The sequence below is a fragment of the Streptomyces sp. NPDC031554 genome, assembly GCF_055580685.1.
Genome location: NZ_JBVIKX010000005.1, coordinates 342,592 through 366,872, shown reverse-complemented (window position 1 = coordinate 366,872; position 24,281 = coordinate 342,592). Strand labels below are relative to the sequence as shown.

General features: G+C 74.3%; 19 protein-coding genes. 13 read left to right on the top strand and 6 right to left on the bottom strand.

Annotated elements, in window-relative coordinates; translation table 11 throughout:
• The first annotated feature begins 58 nt into the window (after positions 1 to 58).
• The 11 genes from ACZ5FU_RS16385 to ACZ5FU_RS16335 all read left to right on the top strand — a co-directional run bounded on the left by ACZ5FU_RS16385 (position 59) and on the right by ACZ5FU_RS16335 (position 16,488).
• Positions 59 to 1,165, top strand: coding sequence for a mechanosensitive ion channel family protein (locus ACZ5FU_RS16385; protein ID WP_451526691.1), 1,107 nt, complete (start codon positions 59 to 61; stop codon positions 1,163 to 1,165).
• Between the two features lie 247 nt (positions 1,166 to 1,412).
• Positions 1,413 to 2,624 carry an ROK family transcriptional regulator gene (locus ACZ5FU_RS16380; RefSeq protein WP_451775851.1) on the top strand — a complete coding sequence of 404 codons (1,212 nt, stop codon included), beginning with the start codon at positions 1,413 to 1,415 and terminating at the stop codon, positions 2,622 to 2,624.
• A gap of 236 nt (positions 2,625 to 2,860) precedes the next feature.
• Entirely contained in the window at positions 2,861 to 4,126 is a 1,266-nt protein-coding gene (locus ACZ5FU_RS16375) for a 6-phospho-beta-glucosidase (protein ID WP_451526689.1), read from the top strand.
• A complete protein-coding gene (locus ACZ5FU_RS16370; RefSeq protein WP_468643979.1) occupies positions 4,117 to 5,088 on the top strand; it encodes an N-acetylglucosamine kinase in 972 nt (323 codons plus the stop codon). The genes ACZ5FU_RS16375 and ACZ5FU_RS16370 overlap by 10 nt, the downstream gene beginning before the upstream one ends.
• A 379-nt stretch (positions 5,089 to 5,467) precedes the next feature.
• Positions 5,468 to 6,823: a hypothetical protein gene (locus ACZ5FU_RS16365; protein WP_469045474.1), complete on the top strand. Its 1,356-nt coding sequence runs from the start codon at positions 5,468 to 5,470 to the stop codon at positions 6,821 to 6,823.
• Positions 6,824 to 6,837: 14 nt separating this feature from the next.
• The gene (locus tag ACZ5FU_RS16360) at positions 6,838 to 7,866 is read left to right on the top strand and encodes a glutamate ABC transporter substrate-binding protein (protein ID WP_451526686.1); all 1,029 of its coding nucleotides are present in this window, start codon (positions 6,838 to 6,840) and stop codon (positions 7,864 to 7,866) included.
• Between the two features lie 63 nt (positions 7,867 to 7,929).
• A complete protein-coding gene (locus ACZ5FU_RS16355) occupies positions 7,930 to 9,261 on the top strand; it encodes a coiled-coil domain-containing protein (protein ID WP_451526685.1) in 1,332 nt (443 codons plus the stop codon).
• Positions 9,258 to 11,939: a serine/threonine-protein kinase gene (locus tag ACZ5FU_RS16350; protein ID WP_469045473.1), complete on the top strand. Its 2,682-nt coding sequence runs from the start codon at positions 9,258 to 9,260 to the stop codon at positions 11,937 to 11,939. The genes ACZ5FU_RS16355 and ACZ5FU_RS16350 overlap by 4 nt, the downstream gene beginning before the upstream one ends.
• Before the next feature lie 3 nt (positions 11,940 to 11,942).
• Positions 11,943 to 13,301, top strand: a complete 1,359-nt coding sequence (locus ACZ5FU_RS16345; protein ID WP_469045472.1) for a PP2C family serine/threonine-protein phosphatase — start codon at positions 11,943 to 11,945, stop codon at positions 13,299 to 13,301.
• A gap of 143 nt (positions 13,302 to 13,444) precedes the next feature.
• Positions 13,445 to 14,791, top strand: a complete 1,347-nt coding sequence (locus tag ACZ5FU_RS16340) for a vWA domain-containing protein (RefSeq protein ID WP_451526682.1) — start codon at positions 13,445 to 13,447, stop codon at positions 14,789 to 14,791.
• A gap of 56 nt (positions 14,792 to 14,847) precedes the next feature.
• On the top strand, positions 14,848 to 16,488 hold the full coding sequence (locus ACZ5FU_RS16335) for an FHA domain-containing protein (protein ID WP_469045471.1): 1,641 nt from the start codon (positions 14,848 to 14,850) through the stop codon (positions 16,486 to 16,488).
• A 54-nt stretch (positions 16,489 to 16,542) separates the two neighbouring features.
• On the opposite strand, the gene ACZ5FU_RS16330 is transcribed toward ACZ5FU_RS16335, so the two are convergent.
• Entirely contained in the window at positions 16,543 to 17,553 is a 1,011-nt protein-coding gene (locus tag ACZ5FU_RS16330; RefSeq protein ID WP_468836266.1) for a methyltransferase domain-containing protein, read from the bottom strand.
• A gap of 169 nt (positions 17,554 to 17,722) precedes the next feature.
• Here ACZ5FU_RS16330 and ACZ5FU_RS16325 point away from each other — a divergent pair, with 169 nt between their 5' ends.
• Entirely contained in the window at positions 17,723 to 18,136 is a 414-nt protein-coding gene (locus tag ACZ5FU_RS16325) for a globin (RefSeq protein ID WP_451526679.1), read from the top strand.
• 55 nt (positions 18,137 to 18,191) lie between these two features.
• Here ACZ5FU_RS16325 and ACZ5FU_RS16320 read toward each other — a convergent pair whose 3' ends face one another.
• The 5 genes from ACZ5FU_RS16320 to ACZ5FU_RS16300 all read right to left on the bottom strand — a co-directional run bounded on the left by ACZ5FU_RS16320 (position 18,192) and on the right by ACZ5FU_RS16300 (position 22,205).
• Complete coding sequence (locus tag ACZ5FU_RS16320; RefSeq protein WP_469045470.1) at positions 18,192 to 18,869, bottom strand: DUF8185 domain-containing protein; 678 nt, start codon at positions 18,867 to 18,869, stop codon at positions 18,192 to 18,194.
• Positions 18,866 to 19,276 (bottom strand): acyl-CoA thioesterase, encoded by a 411-nt coding sequence (locus tag ACZ5FU_RS16315; protein WP_451526677.1) that lies wholly within the window; start codon positions 19,274 to 19,276, stop codon positions 18,866 to 18,868. The genes ACZ5FU_RS16320 and ACZ5FU_RS16315 overlap by 4 nt, the downstream gene beginning before the upstream one ends.
• A gap of 6 nt (positions 19,277 to 19,282) precedes the next feature.
• Positions 19,283 to 20,947 (bottom strand): energy-dependent translational throttle protein EttA, encoded by a 1,665-nt coding sequence (gene ettA / locus ACZ5FU_RS16310; RefSeq protein WP_451526676.1) that lies wholly within the window; start codon positions 20,945 to 20,947, stop codon positions 19,283 to 19,285.
• Between the two features lie 611 nt (positions 20,948 to 21,558).
• A complete protein-coding gene (locus ACZ5FU_RS16305; RefSeq protein WP_451526675.1) occupies positions 21,559 to 21,960 on the bottom strand; it encodes a DNA-binding protein in 402 nt (133 codons plus the stop codon).
• Entirely contained in the window at positions 21,957 to 22,205 is a 249-nt protein-coding gene (locus ACZ5FU_RS16300) for a type II toxin-antitoxin system CcdA family antitoxin (RefSeq protein WP_451526674.1), read from the bottom strand. The genes ACZ5FU_RS16305 and ACZ5FU_RS16300 overlap by 4 nt, the downstream gene beginning before the upstream one ends.
• A 748-nt stretch (positions 22,206 to 22,953) precedes the next feature.
• Between ACZ5FU_RS16300 and ACZ5FU_RS16295 the strand changes: the two genes are divergently transcribed.
• Positions 22,954 to 23,640, top strand: coding sequence for a TSUP family transporter (locus ACZ5FU_RS16295; protein ID WP_469045512.1), 687 nt, complete (start codon positions 22,954 to 22,956; stop codon positions 23,638 to 23,640).
• Positions 23,641 to 24,281 lie beyond the last annotated feature (641 nt).

Here is a 24,281-nt window from a genome sequence, read left to right as displayed (position 1 = left end):
CTGGACCACCTTGACCACCCCGCCGGAGGGAGCAGCGCCGCACCTGGAGGTACCTGCCGTGTCCTTGTCCGCCGTCCTGAGGGCCGCCGGTCCGTCGCCGTCGCCGGCTCCCTCGGAGTCGCCGACCTCCGTGATCGTCCCGAGTCTGCAGGACGCCCAGGAGGGCGCGACGAACGCCGCCAGCTGGGTCGAGGAGAACTGGTCGACCTGGCTCGCGATCGGCCTGCGGGTGCTGCTGATCCTGGTGATCGCCGCGGTGCTGCGCATGGTGGTGCGGCGGGCCATCACCAAGCTCATCGACCGGATGAACCGCACGGTCCAGGCGGGCGACGGCACGGGACTGGGCGGCCTGCTGGTCAACGTCGAGCGGCGCCGGCAGCGGTCGCAGGCGATCGGCTCGGTGCTGCGGTCGGTGGCGAGTTTCCTCATCCTCGGCACGGCGGCCCTGATGGTCCTCGGCGCCTTCGAGATCGACCTGGCCCCGCTGCTGGCGTCCGCCGGTGTCGCGGGCGTCGCCATCGGTTTCGGCGCCCGCAACCTGGTCACGGACTTCCTGTCCGGCGTGTTCATGATCCTGGAGGACCAGTACGGCGTCGGTGACCAGATCGACGCGGGCGTCGCCTCCGGCGAGGTCATCGAGGTGGGCCTGCGCGTGACCAAGCTGCGCGGCGACGGCGGCGAGATCTGGTACGTCCGCAACGGCGAGGTCAAGCGGATCGGCAACCTCTCGCAGGGCTGGGCGACGGCCGGGGTGGACGTCACGGTCAAGGCGTCCGAGGACCTGGACCGCGTCAGGGGCGTCCTCGTCGAGGTCGCCGAGAAGATGAACAAGGAGGAGCCCTGGAACGAGCTCCTGTGGAGCCCGATCGAGGTGCTCGGCCTGGACAGCGTCCTGATCGACTCGATGGTGGTCCGCGTCTCCGCGAAGACGATGCCCGGCAAGTCCCTGACCGTCGAGCGCGAGCTGCGCTGGCGGATCAAGCGCGCGTTCGACGCGGCGGACATCCGCATCGTCGGCGGCGCCACGGTCCCGCCGGAGCAGGACCCGGACAACGACCCGACGGCCGCCGTCGCCGCCCCGTCGGTGTACTCCAACCCGGCCTCCCCCCAGGCGGCGGCCGCCTCCCCGCTGACCCCCCTGACGCCGCCGGGGGCGGCGAAGTAGCACGGGTTCCGCGACGCCCGTCCCGTCGAAGGGGCGGGCGTCCGTGCGCCCCGCCCCGCCCTCCCGGCCCTCGGCTCCCCGTCGCGCGCCCCGCCCCCTTGACGCCCCGCGACACCGGGCCTACCTTCCCCGCATCGGACAGGAAACCTTCCTGACAGTGACGGACGTGAGGGGCGCCGGGTCCCCGGCGGGCTTCCCTCCGGGGTCACCGGGAAGCCTGTGGCCGGGAGAGGCAGGTGCGAATCCCGTGGCAGGAACCGCCGGAACGCCGGGCACGCCGCGCGTGCTGCGCGCCATGAACGACCGCGCCGCCCTGGACCTGATGCTGGCCCACGGTCCGCTGTCGCGCACCCGGATCGGCGGGCTCACCGGGCTGTCCAAGCCGACCGCCTCCCAGCTCCTGGCCCGTCTGGAGGCGGCGGGGCTGGTGCTGGCCACCGGCACCACGCGGGGGCGGCCGGGACCCGGCGCCCGGCTGTACGGAGTGAACCCGGCCGCCGGTCACGCCGCCGGCCTCGACGTCACGCCCGGGCGCGTGCTGGCCGCCGTCGCCGACATCACCGGCCGCACGCTGGGGACGTACGAGGTGCCCACGCCGGGCGGAAGGGGCGCGGGGGCCGTCGTGGGGCGGGTCACCGAGGCGCTGGACGGCGCGGTGAAGGCCGCCGGGCTCACCCGGGACGACGTGCGGCGGCTGGTCGTCGCCACGCCGGGCGCCTTCGACCCCACCACCGGCCGGCTGCGCTACGCCTCCCACCTGCCGGGCTGGCACGCCCCCGCGCTGCTCGACGAGCTGGCGGCGGCCCTGCCGATGCCGGTGGAGTACGAGAACGACGTCAACCTGGTGGCCGTGGCCGAACAGCGGCTCGGCGCGGCCCGCGGGCACGAGGACTTCGTGCTGCTGTGGAACGAGGAGGGTCTCGGCGCCGCCCTCGTCCTGGGCGGCCGGCTGCACCGCGGCCGGACCGGCGGCGCGGGCGAGGTCGGCTTCCTGCCCGTGCCGGGCGTGCCCCTGGTCCGGCAGGTCACCCGGGCCAACAGCGGCGGCTACCAGGCACTCGCCGGCGCCCGGGCCCTGGCGGAGCTGGCCCGCGAACTGGGCGTCACCGGCATCCCCCGGGGTCCGCACGCCGAGGCCGCCGCCGCCCTCGTCGCCCGGGCCGCCGCCGCGCCGGACGGCCCGCTGCGGGAGCTGCTGGGCGCCTACGCCACCCGGCTCGCGACCGGTCTCGCCTCCCTCGTCTCCGTCCTCGACCCCGGGCTCGTCGTCCTCGGCGGCGCCTGTCTGACCGCCGGCGGCGAGGTGCTGCGCGCCCTCGTCCAGGCCGAGCTGGAGGAACTGGCCGCGTCCCGGCCGAAGCTCGTCGTCGGCGGCGTCACCGAACGCCCGGTGCTGCGCGGCGCCCTGGAGAGCGCGCTGGCGGCCACCCGCGACGACGTGTTCGACACCTCGCGCTGACCGCCGCCCCGTGCCCGCCGCCGCCGCCCCGTGCCCGCCGCCGTCGTCCTCGTCGCCCGTCCGTCCGCTCGTCCGCCCTTCCCCGGGAGGTCCCGTCGTGTCCGTGCACATCCCCGAAGCGGTCGGGAAGGCGGCCCTCGCCCCGCCCGCCGCATCCGCCCCTCCCGCAGCATCCGCCCCGCCCGCAGCGTGCGCCGCGGGCGTCACCCCGGCCGGAACGAAGGGTTAGCCCGGACGTGAAACTCACCGTGGTCGGCGGAGGCTCGACCTACACACCCGAACTGATCGACGGCTTCGCCCGCCTGCGGGACACCCTGCCGGTCGAGGAACTGGTCCTCGTCGACCCGGCCGCCGGGCGGCTGGAGCCGGTCGGCGGACTCGCCCGGCGCATCTTCGCCCGGCAGGGCCACCCCGGCCGCATCGTCACCACCTCCGACCTTGACGCGGGCGTCGACGGCGCCGACGCGGTCCTGCTCCAGCTCCGCGTCGGCGGCCAGACCGCCCGCGGACAGGACGAGACCTGGCCCCTGGAGTGCGGCTGCGTCGGCCAGGAGACGACCGGCGCCGGCGGCCTGGCCAAGGCGCTGCGCACGGTCCCGGTGGTCCTCGACATCGCCGACCGGGTCCGCCGCGCCAACCCCCGCGCCTGGATCATCGACTTCACCAACCCGGTCGGCATCGTCACCCGCGCCCTGCTGCGGGCCGGGCACCGGGCGGTCGGACTGTGCAACGTGGCCATCGGGCTCCGGCGCAGGTTCGCCGGCCTGCTGGGGGTCGCCGCGTCCGAGGTCCACCTGGACCACGTGGGCCTCAACCACCTCACCTGGGAGACGGGGGTGCGCCTCGGCGGCCCCGCGGGCGAGGACGTCCTGCCCGCGCTGCTGACCGGTCACGGGGACGCGATCGCCGCCGACCTGCGCCTGCCGCGCCCCCTGCTGGACCGGCTCGGCGTGGTCCCGTCGTACTACCTGCGCTACTACTACGCCCACGACGAGGTCGTCCGGGAACTGCGCACCAGGCCCTCGCGGGCCGCAGAGGTGGCCGCCATGGAGCGGGAGCTGCTGGAGATGTACGGCGATCCGGCGCTGGACGAGAAGCCGGCGCTGCTCGCGAAGCGGGGCGGCGCCCACTACTCCGACGCGGCCGTGGACCTGGCCGCCGCGCTGCTCACCGGCTCCGGCAGCCCCTGCCAGGTGGTGAACACCCGCAACGACGGCACGCTGCCCTTCCTGCCCGACGACGCGGTGATCGAGGTCCAGGCGGCGGTCGGCCCCGAGGGCGCCTCCCCGCTGCCGGTGGCGCCGCTGGACCCGCTGTACGCGGGCCTGACGGCGGCCGTCGCCGCCTACGAGGACCTCGCCCTGGACGCGGCGCTGCGCGGCGGCCGCGACCGTGTCTTCCGGGCCCTGCTCGCCCATCCCCTGATCGGCCAGTACGCGTACGCCGAGACGCTGACCGACGCGCTCGTCGCCCACAACCGGGAGCACCTCGCGTGGGCCTGACCGCGAGCGTCCTCGCCGTCGACGCGGGCAACAGCAAGACCGACGTGGCGGTCGTGGCGGCCGACGGGGAGGTGCTCGCCACGGCCCGCGGCGGCGGCTTCCGGCCGCCCGCGGTGGGCGTGGGACCCGCCGTGGACGCCCTCGCGGACACCGTCACGCGCGCGTACGCCGCCGCGGGCGTCACCTCGGTGACCCACGTCTCGGCCTGCCTCGCCCATGCCGACCTGCCCGTCGAGGAGGAGCGGCTGGCGGCGGCGCTGCGCGAGCGGGCCTGGGGCGGGTCCGTCGAGGTCCGCAACGACACCTTCGCGATCCTGCGGGCGGGCGTCGCCGAGCCGCGGGGCGTGGCCGTCGTGTGCGGCGCGGGCATCAACTGCGTCGGCATGCGCCCCGACGGCCGCACCGCCCGCTTCCCGGCGCTCGGCCGGATCTCCGGGGACTGGGGCGGCGGGTGGGACCTCGCGGAGGAGGCCCTGTGGCACGCGGTCCGGGCCGAGGACGGCCGGGGGCCCGCCACCGCCCTGGCGCACACCCTCCCGGCCCACTTCGGCCTCCCCACGACGTACGCCCTCGTCGAGTCCCTCCACCTGGAGCGCGTCCCCGGCGCCCGCCGCCACGAGCTGACCCCGGTCCTCTTCGCGACGGCCTCCGGCGGTGACGCGGTGGCGCGCGCGGTCGTCGACCGTCTGGCGGCGGAGGTCGCCGGCATGGCCGCGGTCGCCCTGGCCCACCTGGACCTCCTGGCGGAGGAGACCCCGGTGCTGCTGGGCGGCGGGGTCCTCACGGCGGGCCACCGCCGGCTCGACGACGGCATCGGCGAACTGCTGGCCGCCAGAGCGCCGAGGGCGGTCCCGAGGGTGGTGCGGGAACGCCCGGTGCTGGGAGCCGCGCTGCTGGGCCTGGACAGACTGCGGGCGGGTCCCGCCGCGCGGGCGAGGCTGCGCACCCACTTCGAGGGCTGACCTGGACGGGGACCGGCCTGGACGGGGACCGGCCTGGACGGGGACCGGCCTGGACGGGGGCGGTCCGCGGCAGGCGGCCCCGGCCGCCCCACACCCGCGTGACCGCCCGCCACGTGGCCCTCGGCCCCCGGGGCGCGAGGCCCGGCGCCCCGGGGCGCGGGCATCGGCGCCCGGAGGCGCGGGGAAGCGCGCGACCGGCCGCGGGTGCCCCGTGCCCGCCCCGTCGGCCCCGGCCCGGAACCGAACATCCGTCCACGACGTGTTCACCGACGGGCCGGGCGGCCGCGATCCGACCGGGATCCGGCGGAGCCCGGTGCGCGGCACCGCGCCGAACGGCGATACTGGCGCCGACGGTTGACCATGGGGGAGGTCAGGGAACGTGGCACATACGCCGACAACCGGCACGGCGGCGCCGCCCGGCCGCCGGACGGCGTTCGCCGAGGGCGTCGACCGGTTGCGCTCCGCCGCGACCACCGAGCCGGGCAGGCTCCGTGCCATCGGCGCCGTCCTCGCCCTCCTCGTCGTCGCCTTCGGCGCCGTCACCGCCTGGCAGACGAGCGACCGCGCGGCCGCCGCCGACGACGTGCTGCACAAGAGCCAGCCGCTCAGCTCGGCCGCGGCGGACATCTACCGTTCGCTCGCCGACGCCAACACGGCGGCGGCCGGCGGCTTCCTGGCGGGCGGTCAGGAGAGCGCCGCGTCGCGCGAGCGCTACGAGGACGACATCGACACGGCCGCCGCGAAGCTCGTCACCGCGGCGAACAACGCGGACGCCGGTTCCCCCTCCACCGCGGCGATCACGAAGCTCAACACGCTGCTCCCGGAGTACAAGGGCCTCGTCGAGCGCGCCCGCACCTACAACCGGCAGGGCTTCCCGGTGGGCGGCGCGTACCTGCGCTACGCCAACCAGAAGATGCAGGACGAGATGCTCCCGGCCGCCGAGGACCTGTACGAGAGGGAGAACCAGCGCCTCGAGGACGACTACGCGGCGGCGAAGCCCTACCCGTGGGCGGCGATCGCCCTCGGCGTCCTCGCGCTGGCCGCCCTCGCCTGGGCGCAGCACCGCGACTACCGCCGTACGAACCGGGTGCTGAACCACGGCATGGTCGCGGCGTCCGCGGCGTCCGCCGTCGTGCTGCTGTGGCTGGTCGTCGGCCACAGCGTGGCCCGCGCGCAGCTGAACGACTCCTACGAACACGGCGTCCGTTCCCTCAACGTCCTGCACGACGCCCGCATCGCCTCGCTGAAGGCGCGCGGCAACGAGAACCTCACCCTGGTGGCCCGCGGCGCCGAGACCGTGAAGGCCGGCGACACGACGGTCGACGCCTACGACCACGACTTCACCGAGGAGATGGCCGCCCTCGGCAAGGGCCTCGCGGCGGCGGCGGGACTCGCCGACGACCCGGCGGGCGGGAAACCGGTGGCGACGGCGGAGAGCGCCATGGCGGAGTGGCGAAAGCGCCACACCGCGGCCCGCGCCCAGGACGACAACGGCAACTACGAGCAGGCGCTGGCCCTGGTGATCGGCGCGAAGGGCGCGACCGGCGAGTGCTTCGACGGCGTCGACGCCAGCCTGGCGAGCGCGCTCGACCACGAGCGGCACGAGTTCCGGCAGGCGGCCGGCGACGGCCTGGACGCGATGGGCGGGCTGCCGCCGGGCGCGGCCGTCCTCGCCGTCCTGGCGGCGGCGGGCGCGGTCCTCGGCATCGGCCGCAGGCTGTCGGAGTACCGGTGAGAGGGGGCGTGACGATGCGTGCGCGACGGATACGGGCCGGTCTGCGGGGCTGGGGCGGGGTGGGCGCGATGGCGGTCGTCTGCGTCCTCGCCCTGGCGTTCGTGCTGCTGCTGCCCCGGACCCAGGCGAAGGGCGACGGCAGCACCGGCACCGGTGGCCCGGGGGTCGCCGCGGGCCGCCCGGCGGCGGACTCGACGTGCGAGGCGCCGGAGAAGCAGACGCTGGCGCCGTCGGCCGCGGACGGTCCGACGATCGCCGCGATCAAGGCCCGTACCGGCGAGAAGCGCAAGCTGATCGTCGGCGTCGACCAGAACAGCTACCGCTGGGGCTACCGCGACCCCAACAACACCGGTGCCGCGCTGGAGGGTTTCGACATCGACCTCGTGCGGCGGATCGCCGAGGACGTCCTGGGCGACCGCGACGCCGTCCAGTTCAAGGCGATCCCGACCAACCAGCGCATCCCGGCCGTCCAGGAGGGCCGGGTCGACATGGTGGTCCGCACGATGACGATCACCTGCGACCGGATCGAGGACGTCGCGTTCTCCGCGCCGTACTTCAGGACGGGCCAGCAGGTCCTCGCCCCCAAGACGTCGACCGTCACGGGCTACGACGGCACGCTGGCGGGGAAGCGGATCTGCACGGCGGCCGGTTCGACCGCCAACACCCGGCTGACCGACGACGTGAAGGCCGGGAGGCTGCCCGCGACCACCGACGTCTCCACCACCGTCCCCAACCAACTGGACTGCCTGGTGCGGCTGCAGCTCGGCGAGGTCGACGCCGTCGTCACCGACGGGGCGCTGGCGGCGAGCCAGGCCGCGCAGGACCCGACGGTGGAACTCAAGGGCGCCGCGTTCACGACCGAGTACTACGGCGTGGCGATGAACGAGGACGCGGACGACCTGGTACGCCGGGTCAACCAGATCCTGGTGGCGTACCGGGCGAACGGCTGGCGGCAGTCGTACGCCGCCTGGCTGTCGGCCACACTGGGTACGGATCCGGCGACGTCGGTGCCGCCCGCGCCGCAGTACCTGCGCACGAGTTGACGGGACGGCGGGGCGGACGGCGGACCGGGCAGGGGACGAAGACACAGCGACGAGAGGTGATCGATGGGCGTCACGGGACCCCCCGGGCCGGTGATGGACCGGGACGAGGTCGACCGTGCGCTGGCGCGGCTCGGCGCGGAGCACGAGGCGATCGAGACCTCGCTCCTCGCCCTCCAGGACCACGCGGGCCGCAGGCTCCTCGAGGGCGCCGCGCTGACCGGCGTCACCGAGGAGCGCTGGGCGTCCGCGGAGGCGTCGATCACGCTGCTGTGGACCTACTTCGACGCGTACACCGACGTGTTGCGCTCGGCGCGGGACGTCCGTGCGCGGCGCCGCTGGTCCAGCCGTGAGGACCTGGCGGAGCTGACGGAGCTGCTGCGCGGCGAGTGCGTCACGGTCGCCGGCCCGGCCGCCGCCGCGGTGAACGCGCCGGCCCTGACCGGCGGCGGCAGGCTCAGCGAGAGCTTCTCGCTGGCCACCCTCGTCGACCGGATGAACGAGCTGTACGCGTCCTCGCTGGACATGGTCGTCGCCGCCGACGCGGTGTGGTCCGCGCTGCCCGCCCGGATAGACCTCCTGGCCGCGGAACTCCAGCGCACCCGGCAGCTCGCGCACTCCGTGGGCGTGCGCCCCGGCGAGCATCCGGCGGGCGACGACCTGGAGGGCATCACCCGCACCCTGGCCTCGCTGCGCGAGCGGGTGATCTCCGACCCGCTGGCGTTCTGGGTGCCCGCGCAGGGCAGTTCGGCGCCGGGCGGCGGACGCCCCGACACCACGGTGTACGACCGCGAGGCGCGCGCCCTGGAGGAGGTGCGCCGGGAGATCGACGCCGTGCTGACGGTCCGTCAGGACGCCGAGCAGCGGCTGGTGCGGCTGCGGGACGTGCTCAGCCGCGCGGACCGGACCCTCGCCGAGGCGCGCACCGCGCGCGGCGAGGTGCTCGCGAAGATCGCCGCCACCGAGGTGCCGGTCGTCAGCGGCCCGCCGACCGTGCTCCAGGAGCAGCTGGCGACGGCGGCCGAGTACCGCCGGCACGCCCAGTGGCACCGCCTGTCGCCGCTCCTGGAGTCCCTGGAGCGGCGGGCCGAGGACGAACTGCTGCGCGCCCGCGAGTCGTTGACCGCGGTCACCGCGCCGCTCGCGGTGCGCGCGGAACTGCGCGGCCGGCTCGACGCCTACCGGGCGAAGGTCGCCCGGCACGGACTCGCCGAGGACCCGTTCCTCATCGAGCGCCACGACGCGGCCCGGCGGATGCTGTGGAGCGCGCCCTGCGACCTGCGCGTCGCCGAACAGGCCGTCCTGCGCTACCAGCGGGCGGCCGCCGAACTGCTGGCCGCGCCGCGCGTGCCCGAGCAGGGCGGTCCCGAGGACCACAGGGGGGAGCAGAGGCCATGAGCCAGGCAGGGCAGACGTGTCAGCGACCGGGCTGCGAGGGCTCGTACGAGGACGTGGGCGGCGGCGAGCTGTACTGCGACACCTGCGGTCTGGCCCCCGTCGTCGCGTCCGGGGCTCCCCCCTCCGCGGGAGGCGTGGTCGGCTCACCCCCGACCGGCGTGACCCGCAACGGCAGGGGCGTGACGGGCGGGAGCGCGGCGGGCGGAGGCACGGCGGGCGGCGGCACGGCGGGCGGGGGTTCACGCTCCAGCGCGCGCAGCGCGCGCACCTCCTCGCAGTCGTCGAGGTCGCGCCGCTCGGTGTCCGGACGGCTCTCGCGGTCGCTGTCGGGCGCGGCCGGCGGCCGCTCGGTGTCGGTGCGCGGCTCCGGTTCCACGTCCGGCTCGTCCGGGCGGGCCCGCCTCGGGGCGGGGCTGGTCTCGGTGCCGCAGGTGCCGCGCCCCGACCCGCGCGCGATGGTCCTCGACGATCCCCAGGTGCCCGAGCGCAAGCGGTTCTGCTCGCGCGCCGACTGCGGCGCGCCGGTGGGCCGGGCGCGCGGTGAGCGCGAGGGCCGCACGGAGGGCTTCTGCACCAAGTGCGGCCACCCCTACTCCTTCGTCCCCAAGCTGCGCGGCGGCGACGTCGTGCACGGCCAGTACGAGGTCGCGGGCTGTCTGGCGCACGGCGGCCTCGGCTGGGTCTACCTCGCCGTCGACCGGGCGGTATCCGACCGCTGGGTGGTCCTCAAGGGCCTGCTGGACACCGGCGACCAGGACGCGATGGCGGCGGCGATCTCCGAACGGCGCTTCCTCGCCGAGATCGAGCACGCCAACATCGTGCGGATCTACAACTTCGTCGAGCACCTCGACCAGCGGACCGGATCGCTGGACGGGTACATCGTCATGGAGTACGTCGGCGGCAAGTCCCTCAAGGAGATCGCCAACGCCCGCCGCACCCCCGACGGCAGGCGCGACCCGCTGCCGGTGGAGCAGGCCTGCGCCTTCGGCATCGAGGCCCTGGAGGCCCTCGGCCACCTGCACGGCCGCAACCTGCTGTACTGCGACTTCAAGGTCGACAACGCCCTCCAGACCGAGGACCAGCTCAAGCTCATCGACATGGGCGCCGTGCGCCGGATGGACGACGACGAGTCGGCGATCTACGGCACGGTCGGCTACCAGGCCCCGGAGGTGGCGGAGGTCGGCCCGTCGGTGGCCAGCGACCTCTACACCGTCGGCCGCACCCTGGCGGTGCTCACCTTCGACTTCCAGGGCTACACCACGGCCTTCGCGGACCGCCTGCCCGACCCCGACTCCATCGAGGTCTTCCACCGGTACGAGTCCTTCTACCGGTTCCTGGTCCGCGCCACCGACCCCGACCCGGCCCGCCGGTTCGCCTCCGCCCAGGAGATGGCCGAGCAGCTGACCGGGGTGCTGCGCGAGGTCGTCTCGCTCCAGTCGGGGCGGGCCCGGCCCGCCCTGTCCACCCTGTTCGGCCCCGAGGTGCGGGTCACGGACACGGAGCTGTTCCCGGCGCTGGCAGCGGAGGTGTCACGGCTGGGCTCCCGGGCCGTCACGTCCCGACGGCGCCCGGGCCGCGCGGCCGCCCCGGACGGCGCGCCGACGGGCGGGACCGGCACGGCCGGGCTCCTGCCCTCACCCCGCGTGCCCGGCCCCGCCCCGGCGGGCGCCCCGGCGGGCACCGTCCCGACCGTCCCCGTCCCGGCGGGCGTCGGCGGTGCCGCGGAGGGGCTGGTCAGACCCGTCCCCGCACCCGCCGCCGCACTCGCCCTGCCGGTCCCGCACGTCGACCCCGCCGACCCCAACGCCGGTCTCCTCACCGGTCTGCCGACCACCGCGCCCACCGAGCTGATCGCCGCCCTCGCGGCCGCGCCGGCCCCGTCGGTGGAGAGCCGGCTGCGGGAGATCCGCGCCCGGCTGGAGAACGACGACTTCGAGGCCGCCCTGCGGGCGCTGACCGCGCTGGAGGGCGAACGGCCCGACGACTGGCGGGTCGTGTGGTACCGGGGCGTGGCCTCGCTGGTCACCGACGACCGGGAGGGCGCCGCGCTCGCCTTCGACGCGATCTACGACGCCTTCCCCGGCGAGCCGGCGCCGAAGCTGGCGCTCGGCCTGTGCGCGGAGGTGCTGGGCCAGCTGGACAACGCCGCCGAGTACTACCGCCTGGTGTGGTCGGCCGACCCGGGCTTCGTGAGCGCCGCGTTCGGCCTGGCACGCGTCCAGCTCGCGGCGGGCGACCGCCGGAGCGCCGTACGGACGCTGGAGTCGGTGCCGGAGTCCTCCATCCACTACACCGCCGCCCGCGTCGCGGCCGTCCGCGCCCGGCTGCGGCAGCGGACGGCGGCCGCGGCCGCGGCCGACGTACCCTTCCAGGAGGACCTCGCCGCCGCGGCGGCGCAGGTCGAGGCGCTGGACGCCTACGGACTGGACCCCGAGCGCCGGGGGCAGCTGTCCACCGAGGTCCTCGGCTGCGCGCTGGACTGGGTACTCTCCGGTGGCCGGGACGGCACCGGCCCCGGTGCCCGGCGGGAGCTGCTCGGCAGCGACCTGGACGAGCGGGGGCTGCGCTTCGGACTGGAGCGTTCGTACCGCATGCTGGCCCGGCTGGCGACCGGCGCCGAGGAGAGGATCGACCTGGTGGAACGTGCCAATCGTTACCGCCCCCGGACGTGGGTGTAGTTGATGTCCCAGATCTCCGGGCAGGCCGCCCTGCCCACGTGTCCGAGCTGCGCGGAGCCGATCGACGCGGGCGACCGCTTCTGCGGTGCGTGCGGATCCGAGCTGTCCGTCGTACCGGCACGCCCGCAGGACACTCCGACGCTCACCATGAACACGCCGGAGGTGCCGGCCGCGCGGGGCGCCGCCGGTCCGCGCCCGGGTGCGGCCGGCGCGCCGCCCCCGGCGGCCCCGCGACCGCCGGCCGCCCCTGCCGCGGCCCCGCCCGCGCCCGCCGCGGCGCCCGTCGCGGCGGCCCCTGTGCCGGCGGGCGGGCCGGTGGCGCCGGCCGCCGCCGCCTCCGGCGTTCCCGCCGCCGATGCCGGCCTTCCCGCGCCCGGGGTCCGGTTCGACCGGCCCGCCGAGCCGGAGGAGTACCCCCTTCAGGCGCCGGACCCGCGGCTGGCCGTCGTCAAGGTGTGCGTGGCCTGCCGGGCGGGCCGGGTGGACGACGACGGGTACTGCGAGAACTGCGGGCACGCCCAGCCGCGGGAACGCGACCACATGGAGCAGGAGTCGGGCCCGGTCGCCGCCGTCAGCGACCGCGGCCTGCGCCACCACCGCAACGAGGACTCCTTCACCGTCGGCCGCACGACGCTGCCCGACGGCGGCCCGGCACTGGTGGCGGTCGTCTGCGACGGCGTCTCCTCCGCGACCCGCCCCGACGACGCCTCGCACGCCGCGGCCCGGGCCGCCGGACGGACCCTGCTGGCGGCCCTGCCGCAGGGCACGCACCCGCAGCAGGCCATGCACGAGGCGATCGTGGCCGCCTCGCACGCGGTCGACGCGCTCGCCGGGGAGCCGGCCACGGCCCGCGAGCACGCCCCGCACCAGAACGCCCCCGCCTGCACCCTGGTCGGCGCGGTCGTCACCGCGGGCCTGCTGGTCGTCGGCTGGGTCGGCGACAGCCGCGTCTACTGGGTTCCGGAGGACCGCGGTTCACCGCCCGCCCGGCTCACCGAGGACGACTCCTGGGCCGCCCAGATGGTCTCCGCGGGCCTGATGAACGAGGCCGAGGCCTACGCCGACGAGCGCGCCCACGCGATCACCGGCTGGCTCGGCGCCGACGCCTACGAACTGGAGCCGCACACCGCCGCGTTCAAGCCGGACCGGCCGGGCGTGGTGATCGTGTGCACCGACGGGCTGTGGAACTACGCGGAGGGGGCCGGGGAGATGGCCGAGGTGCTTCCCGCGGACGCCGCCGCCCGCCCGCTGCACGCCGCCCGGGTTCTCGTCGGTCACGCCCTGGACGGCGGGGGCCACGACAACGTAACAGTGGCCGTCGTACCGTTCCCCGCCCCCGCGCAGGGGGCAGGATCGGCCTGAGGCCAGGCACGGACAGAGCGCCGGCCGGCCCCGTGGCACGGGGCCGGCCGGTGTGCGGTGAACGGAGGCGGACCGGAGGGGACCGGTCCGTCCATGTCGTCACCCCACGCGCCGTGGGAGTTTCCGAGGGGGAGGGAAAAGGCATGGCCAATTTCTCGAAGTCGAACGTGCCGCAGTTCGCGGTGGAGGTCTACCAGAACGCCTGTCTGCCGGAGGGCGGCCGCGAGGTCAACGCGATCGTGACGGTGACCGCGACCGGCGGCGGCACCGTCGGCACCGGGGTCGCGGCACCCCACCCGTACGCGTCGGGCGAGGGCCCGTCCGCCGCCGTGGCGATCATGGTCGACTGCTCCGGTTCGATGGACTACCCGTCGGCCAAGATGCGCAACGCGCGCGACGCGACGGCCGCCGCCGTCGACACGCTCCGCGACGGCGTGCACTTCTCGGTGATCGGCGGAACCCACGTGGCCACGGAGGTCTATCCGGGCGGCGGACGCCTCGCGGTGGCCGACTCCGTCACCCGCGAGCAGGCCAAGCAGGCCCTGCGCCGGCTCACCGCGGGCGGCGGCACCGCCATCGGCACCTGGCTGCGGCTGGCCGACCGGCTGCTGTCCACCGCCGACGTCGCCATCCGGCACGGCATCCTGCTCACCGACGGCCGCAACGAGCACGAGTCGTCCGAGGACCTCAGGGCGGCGCTGGAGTCCTGCGCGGGCCGGTTCACCTGTGACGCGCGCGGTGTGGGCACCGACTGGGAAGTGAAAGAAGTCACAGGGATCGCCTCCGCCCTCCTCGGCAGCGCCGACATCGTCGCCGACCCGGCCGGGCTCGCCGCCGACTTCACGCGGATGATGGAGACGGCCATGGGCAAGGAGGTCGCGGACGTCGCCCTGCGGCTGTGGACACCGGCCGGCGCGGCCGTCCGGTTCGTCAAGCAGGTGGCGCCGACGGTCGAGGAACTGACCGGCAGACGCACCGAGTCGGGCCCGCGTTCCGGCGACTACCCCACCGGTTCCTGGGGCGACGAGTCCCGCGACTACCACGTGTGCGTCGAGGTCCCGGCGGCCGGCATCGGCCAGGAGATGCTTGCCGCGCGCGTCTCCCTGGTGATCCCGGAGCCCGGGGGAACGGTGCGGAACCTGGGCGCGCAGGGCCTCGTACGGGCCGTGTGGACCGACGACCTGACGGCCTCCACCTCGATCGACCCGCAGGTCGCCCACTACACCGGGCAGGCCGAACTGGCCCGGGCCATCCAGCAGGGACTGGACCTGCGCAAAGCGGGCGATATGGATGGAGCAACGGCCAAACTGGGCCGGGCCGTTCAGCTCGCGAGCGTGTCCGGGAACGCGGATACTGCGAAACTGCTTGCGAAGGTGGTGGACGTGGTCGACGCGCCGACAGGTACTGTGCGATTGAAGGCGAAGGTCGCGGAGGCGGACGAGATGACCCTCGAGACCAGGTCCACAAAGACTGTTCGTGTAAAGAAGTGACCCGAGCGACCTAGCGGACGCCGGCGGAACACCGAAGGAAAGGGGGACGCGCCGACATGCCGACCTGCCCGAACGGACACCAGTCGGGTTCCGACGACTGGTGCGAGGTGTGCGGTCACCGCATGGCCGGTGCCGTACCTCCGCCCCCTCCCCCGCCGCCCGGCGGCTACGGCTTCCCGCCGCCCCCGCCGGGCGCCGACGGCCGGCACCCGGCCGCGGCACCGAACGCCGAGCCGGAGCTGTGCCCGCAGTGCCGCACGCCCCGTGAGGGCGGCGCGCCCTTCTGCGAGGAGTGCCGGTGGAACTTCCTGACCAACACGGCGACCTCGTACACGCCCGCCGCCCCGCGCACGCCGGGACCCGGCGGACCGGGTGGGCCCGGCGGCCCCGGGGGACCGGGCGGGCCGGGTGGACCCGGCGGATTCGGCAGACCCGGTGGTCCCGGCGGTCCCGGCGGTCCCGGCGGCCCCGGAGCGGGTCCTGACGCGCGGTTCCAGCCGCCGCCCCCGTCCTTCGGCGGGAGCGACGCGTTCGACTACCAGAGTTCCCGTCCGTCCCAGGTGAACCGTCCCGCCGAGCCGATCCCGCCGGGCCCGCCGTTCGGCGGCGACCCCTCGCGGCCTCCGGGCCAGGGGGGCGGTCGGCCCTTCGGTCATGAGCAGGGCGGCCAGGGCGGTCCCGGTGGACCTGGCGGTCCCGGTGGGCCTGGTGGTCCGGGCGGTCCCGGTGGCGGCCGGCCGTTCGGCGGTCCGCCCGGCGGACCTCAGGGACACGGCCAAGGACACGGCCAGGGGCAGGGCCCCGGCGGCCCCGGCGGCCCCGGCGGCCCCGGCGGCGGATCACCCGCGGGTGCCTACGGGCGTGACCCGTCGGGCGGCGCCCCCGGCGACCCCTTCGCGCGCCGCCCCGGCCCCGCGAACCCGTCCTCCGACCCCTTCGCCCGCGAGCCCTCCGGCCCCGGCGGCCCGGGCGGCGGCTACGGCGGCCCGCCGCAGCCTGGCGGCCCCGGTGGTCCGGGCGGTCCCGGTGGTCCCGACGGCTTCGGCGGCCCCGGGGGACACGCCCCGCAGGCGTTCCAGCCGCCCGGCGGCCCGCAGGCCCCGGCCGGCTACCCGCAGGGGACCGGCCGGCCGCAGCAGCCGTCCGGTCCGTCCTTCGGCGGCGGTGACGACGACTGGGTGCTCTCCCCGCCGTCCCACACCGGCCCCGGCGGCAACCGGGACGGCGGCTACGGCTACCCCCGGCCCGGAGGTGACCAGGCCCCGCCCGGCCAGGCCTTCCCGCAGCAGCCGGCGACCTGGACGGCGACGATAGGCCCGGACCGCGAGTACTTCATGGCGATGATGCACCGCTCGGGACCGGAGGCCGCGGGCCTGAACCTGCCCGCCTACTCCCCCGAGCAGCAGCGCACGCTCGACGGCGACCAGCTCACCATCGGCCGCCGCCGGCACTCCACCGGTGAGACCCCCGACATCGACCTGTCGGTGCCGCCGGAGGACCCGGGCGTCTCGCACCAGCACGCGGTGCTGGTGCAGCAGCCCGACGGCGGCTGGGCCGTCGTCGACCAGAACTCGACGAACGGCACCACGGTCAACGGCTCCGACGAGCCGATCCAGCCCTTCGTGCCCGTCCCCCTCCAGGACGGCGACCGCGTCCACGTCGGCGCCTGGACGACGATCACGATCCGGCGGGGCTGAGTCCCGCGGGGCCGGGTCCCGGCGTGGACCCGGCCCGCCGGACCACCGAGCCCGTCAGGGCTCCAGGAGGCCCGGGCCCGACGCCCCCGGGAGGGGCCAGGCGTACGGTCCCTCCGGGTCGTCCAGCCACGCCCACATCCGCCCGCCGCCCACGGTGACGCCGTACCGGTGCCGTCCGGGCCCGCCCTCGCGCTCCCACAGCGCGTACGCCTCCTGGGGGTCGAGGGTCTCCCGGGTGAGGGCCAGCAGGAAGCGGAACAGCTCGTTCTCCCTGGCTTCCGGCGGCACCCCGCCGAGGGCGACCGGCTCCGGCGCGGGCCGGTCGGTGCCGCGCAGCGGGACGAAGTAGGCGGGGGTGTGCAGGAAGTTCCCCTCGGCCTGCCCGCCCTCCCCCACCGTCAGCGCGAGCAGCCCGGTGGCCAGCGGGGCCAGGACGCGGCCGCCGGGACGGCACTGGGCGACCCAGGCCCGTGGTACCGACGCCAGCTCGCAGGTCGCGACGATCCGGTCGAAGGGCGCGCGTTCGGGAACCCCGCGGGCGCCGTCGCCGGTGACGACGGTCGGCCGGTAGCCGGCCTCGGCGAGATGGCGCCGGGCGGACTCGGTGATCTCCGGATCGATGTCCACGGTGGTGACCCGCTCGTCCCCGAGCCGGCACGACAGCAGCGCCGCGTTGTACCCCGTGCCGGCGCCGATCTCCAGCACCCGGTCCCCCTCCCGCACCCGCAGCTCGGCCAGCATCTCGGCCATCAGCGAGGGCTGGCTGCTCGAGGAGAGCAGTTCCCCGTCCCGCAGCCGGGTGGCCAGCGGCACGTCCTCGTACACGCCGCGCACCCACCGCTCGCGGGCCCGCGGATCGGCGCTCTCCCCCCAGCGCCGCTCGTACCCGCCCGCGCCGCCGGCGTAGTAGTACGGCACGAAGAGGTGGCGGGGCACCACGGCGAAGGCCTCCCGCCAGGCCGGATCGGCGGCGAAGGCCCCGCTCGCCTCGATCTCCCGCACCAGCGCCGCCCGCTCGGAGGCGGCGAGCTCCTCCAGCTCCCTGCTGAGCACATGCGCTGCCATACGTCCACTGTGCGGCGCGGGAGCCCGCGGGGCGAGTGCCCGCGCCCGCCGGCCCGAGGAGCCGTGCCCGAAGCCCCGTGCCCGGAGCCCCGTGCCCGAAGCCCTCCGCCCGGGGGCTCCGTGCCGGGAGGTCCTAGGGCTGGAGTACTCGGTCCCCGGGTCTGAGAACATGGGGGACGTGAAAGAGATCCGGCGCGGCACGCTTCAGGAGCAGACCTTCTACGAGCAGGTCGGCGGGGAGGACACCTTCCGCCGACTGGTCCACCGTTTCTACGAGGGAGTGGCCCAGGACCCGTCCCTGCGGCCGATGTATCCCGAGGAGGACCTGGGCCCGGCCGAGGAGCGGCTCACGCTGTTCCTGATCCAGTACTGGGGCGGCCCCACGACGTACAGCGAGAACCGCGGCCACCCCCGGCTGCGGATGCGGCACGCACCCTTCACCGTGGACCGGGCCGCGCACGACGCCTGGCTCCGGCACATGCGGGACGCGGTGGACGAGCTCGGGCTGTCCGAGGAGCACGAGCGGACGCTGTGGAACTACCTGACGTACGCGGCGGCGTCCATGGTGAACACCGCGGACTGATCCCGCCGCACGGGGTCCGCGCGTGGGAGGCGGGGCCGGGGGTGCGGGCGGGTGCTCAGCTCACGCTGAGGCCCAGGCCGCCGAGCCCGGCCCGCCGTACCGCCACCGAGCCGTACGGCGTCCGCAGCCGCAGCCACGCTCCCGAGGAGTAGAGCCCGGTGTCCCGGGCCGCGGTGGCCGGCCGCAGGAAGCCCAGCGACTGGGCCGCGTGCACCGCGCGCACGGGCAGTCCGGTGTCCCCGACCGTCCGGGACCAGATCTCCCGCCCGATCCCGTCGAGTTCGGCGCGCGTGCGGCGCTCGGCCGGCAGCTCCTCGGTGCGGCGGCGGAACTCCGCGACCGCCGCGCCGACCATCACGCGCAGACCGTCCGGCGCCGGAAGGCCCGCCCGCGGCTCCCAGCCGCCGCGAGGCGGCAGCACGCCCGCCCACGGAGGCCCGGTCACCGCGGCGGGCACGGCGGCCGTGGCCGCCGCCCCGTCGACGCTCTCCAGCAGCTCCCCCGCCGACACGGTCACGTCCAGCGTGACGTCGAGGCCGTTCTCGTAGGGCTTCGCCAGCCGGACCGCCCGGACCGCGAGGACCTCGAAGGACGGCGGCCGCCCGAAGACGGCCAGCGCGGTGCTGGCCGCCTGGAGCCGGACCGCCGCCGCGCGGTCGTAGTGGAGCAGCCGGGAGAGGAAGGCCGCGAGATCCGCCGCCTCCCCCTCGTCGGCGAGGTGGAGCACCGTCATGCGGCGACGGCCTCCTTGTCGTCGTCCCGGTACTCCTCGAGGAACTCGCGCTCCTCGTCGGTGATCCGGCGAGGCCGCTGCGCCGCGAAGTCGAACGGCACGATCACCGTCGACGCGCTGACGTAGACCTGGTCACCGTCCTTCACCTCGTAGGCGATGGTGAAGGACGCGGCGCGTATCCGCGTGATCCACAGCTCGATGTCCACCGGCCGGTGCCGGTGGACGAGCTGCCGCTTGTAGTCGATCTCGTGGCGCGCCACCACGGACCCCTGCTGGAAGTCCTTGTCCGGGCGGAACAGGAAGTCGATGCGGGCTTCCTCCAGATAACGGAGGAACACCACGTTGTTGACGTGGCCGTACGCGTCCATGTCCGCCCAGCGCAGCGGGCAGCGGTAGATGTGCCGCAAGAAGGATCAGCCCCGGGTCAGCTTCTTGTAGGTGGCGCGGTGCGGACGGGCCGCGTCCGGGCCGAGCCGCTCGATCTTGTTCTTCTCGTACGACTCGTAGTTGCCCTCGAACCAGAACCACTTGGAGTCACCCTCGTAGGCGAGGATGTGCGTGGCGACCCGGTCCAGGAACCACCGGTCGTGGGAGACGACCACGGCCGCACCCGGGAATTCGAGCAGCGCGTTCTCGAGGGAGGACAGGGTCTCGACGTCGAGGTCGTTGGTCGGCTCGTCGAGGAGCAGCAGGTTGCCGCCCTGCTTGAGGGTGAGCGCGAGGTTCAGGCGGTTGCGCTCACCGCCGGACAGGACGCCGGCCGGCTTCTGCTGGTCCGGGCCCTTGAAGCCGAACGCGGAGACGTAGGCCCGCGAGGGCATCTCGACCTGGCCGACGTTGATGTAGTCCAGCTCGTCGGAGACGACGGCCCACAGCGTCTTCTTCGGGTCGATGCTCTCGCGGCTCTGGTCGACGTACGAGATCTTGACGGTCTCGCCGACCTTGATCGAACCGGAGTCCGGCTCCTCCAGGCCCTGGATCATCTTGAACAGGGTGGTCTTGCCGGCGCCGTTCGGACCGATGACGCCGACGATGCCGTTGCGCGGCAGCGTGAAGGAGAGGTCGTCGATGAGGACCTTCTCGCCGAAGGCCTTGCTGAGGTTGTTGACCTCGACGACGATGCTGCCCAGGCGGGGGCCCGGCGGGATCTGGATCTCCTCGAAGTCCAGCTTCCGCATCTTGTCGGCCTCGGCCGCCATCTCCTCGTACCGGGCGAGACGGGCCTTGGACTTGGCCTGACGCCCCTTGGCGTTGGACCGCACCCACTCCAGCTCTTCCTTGAGCCGCTTGGCGCGCTTGGCGTCCTTCTGGCCCTCGACCTTCAGACGGGTCGCCTTGGTGTCGAGGTAGGTGGAGTAGTTGCCCTCGTAGGGGTGGGCGCGTCCGCGGTCGAGCTCCAGGATCCACTCGGCCACGTTGTCGAGGAAGTACCGGTCGTGGGTGACGGCGACGACGGTGCCCGTGTACTTGGCGAGGTGCTGCTCCAGCCACTGCACGGACTCGGCGTCCAGGTGGTTGGTGGGCTCGTCGAGCAGCAGCAGGTCGGGGGCCTCCAGCAGCAGCTTGCAGAGCGCGACGCGGCGGCGCTCACCACCGGAGAGGTTGGTGACCGGCCAGTCGCCGGGCGGGCAGCCCAGGGCGTCCATGGCCTGCTCGAGCTGGGTGTCCAGGTCCCACGCGTTGGCGTGGTCCAGGTCGTCCTGGAGCTTGCCCATCTCCTCCATGAGCGCGTCCGAGTAGTCGGTCGCCATCAGCTCGGCCACCTCGTTGAAGCGCTTGAGCTTGCCCATGATCTCGGCGGCGCCGTCCTGCACGTTCTCCAGGACCGTCTTGGACTCGTCGAGCGGCGGCTCCTGCAGCAGCATCCCGACGGAGTAGCCGGGCGACAGGAACGCGTCACCGTTGGACGGCTGCTCCAGCCCGGCCATGATCTTGAGAACGGTGGACTTACCGGCACCGTTCGGACCGACCACACCGATCTTCGCGCCGGGCAGGAAGCTCAGCGTCACGTCGTCAAGGATGACCTTGTCGCCGTGCGCCTTGCGCGTCTTGCGCATGGTGTAGATGTACTCAGCCAAGAGAAACCGTCCGGCAGCTTGAATTCTGGCAGTGGGCAGATACACCCCATCTTGCCGGACGGCTACCCCTCGGGGGAAACCCGATCCAGCAGGAGGCTCTGACCTGCGGTTCTGTGCTGACGTCTGCGGGAGGTCCGTCACTGACGGTCGCCGTCGAGTGGCCTCGGGGAACCTCGGACGGCCCAGAGACGGCCCAGGGCTGATCCTCGCGGACGGCCGGTCGACCGACGACGGACCCCCACGGTGCGGCCGGCCCGAACCTCAGCCGACGACAGCCGGCCACGACGGCGGGCGCGCCGACCGACCAGGCACGCGTGTGCCTCGCCGCACCCCCACCGGCCTCAGCCACGCCGCCTGTGCCGTCGACCAGAGCCGGCCGCGCGGGCCGCGCCCGTGAAAAAGAACAGAGCTGATCGCCCAGCGAAGCCCTCAGCTCGGGAATCAACGGTGCTTGGGTTGCTGAAGGGGATCTGAGCTGCGATTTCGGATGGGGCAGGTGGATGGCTCCCGGTCTCTGGGAGCCATATCCGACCGCTGTTGTCCGCTCTGCCGGGCACGGATGGGGCACGAGAGCCGGCAGTGCGACGCGCGCTCCGGGGCGGGCCGACTGGTCAGAGGGGGATGACGCGGACTTGGTTGCCGCAGAGCTTGGTCATGTCATCGCTGTCGGACGTCAGCAGGGCGACGGGTTTCGGCTGACGGAGCGCGACCTCGGCGACCGTGGCGTCAATGGCGTACTTGTGCCCGTGCAGCCCGGCGCCTTTGAGGAGCTCAGCCGCCGCTTTCGCCGCCTGCTCGGTGACGGGCTCCACCTTGACACGGGACAGGGCCCAGTTCAGGCGGGGCATGTCGGTACGGGAGTGGGCTACTTCCACGATGGTGTTCGCCCCGATCACCAGGTCGGCTCCCATGTCGTAGAAGACCTGAAGCATCGCGAGGAGCTTGCGGTCCTGCGCGATCCAGGCGGAGAGCCCTTCCGAGTCCAGGACGACGGTTTCGATGCGCTCGCTCACGCGGCGTCCGCGCCCTCGGAGGAGCCGGTGGCGCCGAAGATCTTCGAGTGGGCCTCGGCGAGCTCCTCGTCGCTGAAGCCTCCGTGCTCTTCCTCATGCCGGCGAAGGTCGTCGCCCAGAAGCTGGTGGCGGATCTGGCGGGCCACGGCTTCCGCCACATAGCCGGAGACGTTGTCCGTGAGCTTGCGGAGCTCCGCCACCTGGTCGCTGGGGAGCGTGACGGTGATGCGAGTCGTCGAAGACACAAGTCCAGCATACTGGAGTATGCACCTGCTTGCTCGGGATTCCCCCCAAGCCTGGACGGCCGCGGCCGTGCTTCTGCACACGCTGGAAGACCACGCTCGGCGGCAACCCCGTGGTTCCAGCCGTCCCCACAGCCTCCACACCTCGTGCCGGCCCCGAACGCAAGAAAGGCCCTGGTCGCTGACCGGGGCCTTCATCAAAGAGCGGATGACGAGAATCGAACCGCCTGATGCCGCCCCGCACAAACACCTAGGGAGACCGTCGGAGGCCCTTGCCACGATGCGCCGCACCATGCACACGCACCACGTCGTTGCCATCCACACGCTCTTTCCGCTCGAATCCGGGCCTGATTCCCTGGTCGGGAAGGCACTTGGACTCGACCAGGGTGGCAGTACCGGATTCCCACCGCCGACCTGCTGCGGGTGCTCGGGATCGAGGAGCGCCCCATCTACCCGGCTGATCTGCGAGCCGGTGCCGACTTCCAGGAACAGCGCGATTCCGTAACGGAGGACTACGCATGAGCATCGCGGCCGTCGCCGAGCCGAAGCCCGAGGAAACGCCGATGACGACCTGCTTCGTCATCGCGCCTATCGGCGATGAACACGCCCCGGACGGGAGCCCGGAACTCCTGGCGTACGAGGAGAACCTGGAGATCTACGAGAAGGTGATCCTGCCCGCCTGTGCCAGGCACGGCATCGTCCCGGTCAGGGCCGACGGGATCGCCGACACGGGTGAGATCACCGAGCGGATCTGCCGCCACGTGCTGCAGGACGACATCGTGATCGCCGACCTCACCGGGGGCAACGCGAACGTCACCTACGAGCTGGGGATCCGGCGCCTGACGGGCAAACCGATCATCCACATCGGCGAGCATGGGCAGCTGCCGTTCGACCTCTCGCTGATCCGGACGATCATGTTCAAGCGCAGCCGGAGCGGTCTGGTCAGTGTGCGACGGGACCTGGAGACCGCGCTGAAGGGCTCCTTGGACAACCGCTTCGGGCCACTGACCCCGGCCCGGATCCTGTTCGGGCTGCCGGCGTCATCGCCGGCGCCGCCGTCCGCGTCTTCGCCCTCCCCGGCCCGGGCGTCTTCCGGCTGCTGGTCGCCGCTCTCCTTCCGCCACTCGGCACGTGGCTGTGCCTGCGCACACTGCGCCCGGATCGGCAGCGTCCCGAAGCGGCTGAACCGTCAGCCCCCGCCCTCGCGGCCCTCGCCCTGATGGTCGGAACGGTGGGCGGAATCCACGGGATCGGCGGCGGTTCCCTGCTCGGACCCGTCCTCGCCGCGCGCGGCATGCCGATGGCTCGTATCGCACCGGCCACGCTCGCCACGACCTTCACCACGTCCATCGCCGGGGCCGCCGCGTATGCCGTGCTGGCCCTGGCAAGCCCCGGCCCCGTGGCGCCCGACTGGTGGCTGGGCCTGGCCTGCGGGTGAGGTCGCACTCGACATCAGCGCATCACGCCCGCTGGCCGACCTCGCGGACGTCCACCGCCTCGGCGAAGCCGGCCGGATCCGCGGCAAGGTCGTCATCATCTCCTGAGCCCGACGCCGCGCCCTGTAGCCGTCTCCCCAAGCCACATCGGCGATTACGCCGACAGCGTCGTCCTGGCGCACGTCATCTCAGTTCTCCGGGTGCAGGCATGACACGTCCAGTGGGGCAGATCATCCGTGGGACCCCAGGCCAGAGCCGGGTGGGGTGGTCACCCGTGGGTGCCGTCTGTCAGCGTCGGTCGACCTCGGACGGCCCAGGGACGGCCCAGGGCCCGCTCCCTGGCGATGGAACGACCTCTCAGGGAGGGGTGCGAGTGGACATGCTCGAACTGATGGAGTGGCTGGCCGAGCGCGGCGTCACGACCGTCTTCAAGGTCGACGGTGACCGCATGGTGGAGCGGCGGGCGGCATGGATGGTCATCGTCAGCGGCGGGCCGCTCGTGAGAACTTCGGGTCCGCCGGTGGCCGGACGCGTGTCGTCCGGTCCGGCTTCCACCGGTACCGGCTCCGGTGCCGGCTCCGGTGCCGGCTCCGGTGCCGGCTGCACTGCCGGTGCCGTCGGCCGGAGGAGGCGGCGTCCGGCG